The organism is Tabrizicola sp., assembly GCF_051645465.1.
Classification (GTDB): domain Bacteria; phylum Pseudomonadota; class Alphaproteobacteria; order Rhodobacterales; family Rhodobacteraceae; genus Tabrizicola.
Window position 1 is genome coordinate 1 of record NZ_JBOFBI010000244.1, and the last position, 1737, is coordinate 1737.

General features: G+C 61.2%; 1 protein-coding gene. It reads left to right on the top strand.

What is annotated here, in order from left to right:
• Positions 1 to 26: 26 nt before the first annotated feature.
• Positions 27 to 1737: class I tRNA ligase family protein (locus ACRCSW_RS15980; protein ID WP_438706639.1), on the top strand; the 1711-nt coding region annotated here is incomplete at its 3' end.

Genomic DNA, 1737 nt, shown 5'->3' on the forward strand with positions numbered 1-1737 from the left:
GCGGGGAACCGTCGAAGAGGCCCCTGATGTCGCGCTATGACCCCGCAGTGATCGAACCCAAGTGGCAAAAGGCCTGGGACGAGGCCGGGGTGTTTCTTGCGAAGCGCGATCCGGCGAAGCCGAAATACTACGTGCTGGAAATGTTCCCCTATCCGTCGGGGCGCATCCACATGGGGCATGTGCGCAACTACACGATGGGCGACGTGGTGGCGCGGTTCAAGGCGGCCTCGGGGTTCAGCGTGCTGCATCCGATGGGCTGGGATGCCTTTGGAATGCCTGCCGAAAACGCCGCCATCGAGCGTGGGGTGAACCCCGGCATCTGGACGCGCCAGAACATCGCCGACATGAAGGACCAGATGAAGCCGCTGGGCTTTTCGCTGGACTGGACCCGCGAATTCGCCACCTGCGACCCGGAGTATTACGGCCAGCAGCAGTCGATGTTCCTCGACATGCTGGAGGCCGGGCTGATCTACCGCAAGGCCGCGATGGTGAACTGGGATCCGGTCGACATGACCGTCCTGGCCAACGAGCAGGTCATCGACGGGCGTGGCTGGCGGTCGGGGGCCTTGGTCGAGCGGCGCGAGCTGACGCAGTGGTTCTTCAGGATTTCGGATTACTCGGCGGAGCTTCTGGAGGCGCTGGACGGGTTGACGCATTGGCCGGAGAAGGTGCGCCTGATGCAGGCGAACTGGATCGGCAAATCGCGCGGGTTGCAGTTTGCGTTCACGACGCATGGCGCGCCGGAAGGGTTTGACCGGCTGGAGGTCTATACGACCCGGCCGGATACACTGCTTGGGGCGTCTTTCGCCGCGATCAGCCCGGATCATCCGTTGGCGAAGCATCTGGAGCGGCATGATCCGAAGATCGCCGCCTTTGTTGCGGAGTGCCGCCGTGGTGGGACATCTGCCGAGGCCATCGAGACGGGCGAGAAGCTGGGGATGGACACCGGGGTCACCGTTCTGCATCCCTTTGACAATGAATGGCAATTGCCCGTCTATATCGCCAACTTCATCCTGATGGATTACGGGACCGGCGCCATCTTCGGCTGCCCCGCACATGACCAGCGCGACTTCGAATTCGCGACGAAATACGGGCTGCCGATCTTGCCCGCGCTTGTTCCAGTGGGCGCTGTCGTGATTGATGAAAGCAACCCTGTCCATCAGGAATACATCAAGGCATTTGAACTCGATCCAACGAAGCAGTCTTCTTGGGCATTCGGCGACACGGATACAGGTGAGATCGAATTCGTCTGGCCGAAACATCATTTTCTCGATTTTGGGAAGAGCTGGTCGCCCTCGTTGAAGAGGATTTCCAACGCGACCGAGAGCCAACTGAGCGTCATGAGGGCGCTAAGTCGCTATCGTAATAGCCAAGAGTTCGAGTATCTTGGATCGCCCATCATTACACAGCCTATGTCCGTCGAAGATGCGATTACTGCGACTATCGAGGCTTGCGAAACCCGTGGCATCGGGCGCGGGGTTACCAACTATCGCCTGCGCGACTGGGGGCTTTCCCGCCAGCGCTATTGGGGTTGCCCGATCCCGGTGATCCATTGCGACAGCTGCGGCGTGGTGCCGGAGGCGAAGGAAAACCTGCCCGTCCGCCTGCCCGACGATGTGACTTTCGACAAACCCGGCAATCCCTTGGACCGTCACCCGACCTGGCGCGACTGCGCCTGCCCGAAGTGCGGCAAGGCGGCCAAGCGCGAGACGGACACGATGGACACCTTCGTGGACT